Source organism: Neisseria sp. P0009.S007 (assembly GCF_051962515.1).
In genome coordinates, this window is the sequence record NZ_JBQCVF010000696.1 from 1 (window position 1) to 865 (window position 865).

At 59.3% G+C, this 865-nt stretch carries 1 protein-coding gene; it reads right to left on the bottom strand.

The features are described 5' to 3' along the window. Nucleotides 1-865, bottom strand: an 865-nt coding sequence (locus ACTHS3_RS15755; protein WP_440368475.1) for an HD domain-containing protein, incomplete at both ends; no start/stop codon positions are given.

Sequence of the window (865 nt, forward strand, 5' to 3'; positions counted from 1 at the left end):
GGATAAAGGTGTCGAGGATGTAGTCGTGCTCGGTGATGAAGGCGCGGGCGGCTTGGATGTCGAAGCGGTGGCTGCTGAAGATGCGGCAGAGGCGTGCGAAGAGACGGTCGCCATTGGGCATGAACACCATGACTTGGAGGCTGTTGCTTTGGGGGAGGATGCGGCTGCGGACGGCCGGACTTTGGGTGTCGTAGGCGAGGTTTGCGGTGTGCCAAAGGATTTCCCGCGTCTGATGACGGACGTAGTATGCGCTGCCGAGGATGCGGCGGAGTTTTTGTTGGTTTTTGAGGGGAACGGCCGCGCGCGTGAGCTGATCGGTCGAGGCTTGTTCGCGTCGGTTGGGGAGGCGTTCGGGATCGTGGTGTTTGCTGTTTAAAACGGCGGCGGTGCTGTGGTAGAGGGTTTGGAGCAGGCTGGCACGCCATGTGTTCCAAAGTTTGGGGTTGGTGCCGCGGATGTCGGCAATGGTAAGCAGGTAGAGTGCGTCGAGGTATTCACGTGTGGGAATACGGCGGCAGAAGGCTTGGAGGACGTGCGGGTCTTGGATGTCTTCTTTTTGGGCAACGGTGGACATGAGCAGGTGGTTTTCAACCAGCCATGCGAGGAGGTGGCTTTCTTCTTCGGTGTAGTAGTGGTTGGCGGCGAATTGTTGGGCGTCTTTGATGCCTTCTTTGGCGTGATCGCCGCCACGGCCTTTGGCGATGTCGTGCAGCAGGGCGGCGGTGTAGAGGACATGCGGTCGTGGGTAGGTCTGCATGATGGCGCTGGCCTCGGGCATTTCGTGGCTATGGGTTTCGATGGCGAGACGGCGCATATTGCGGACGACGGTCAGGATGTGGTCGTCTACGGGGTAAATATGGAAGAG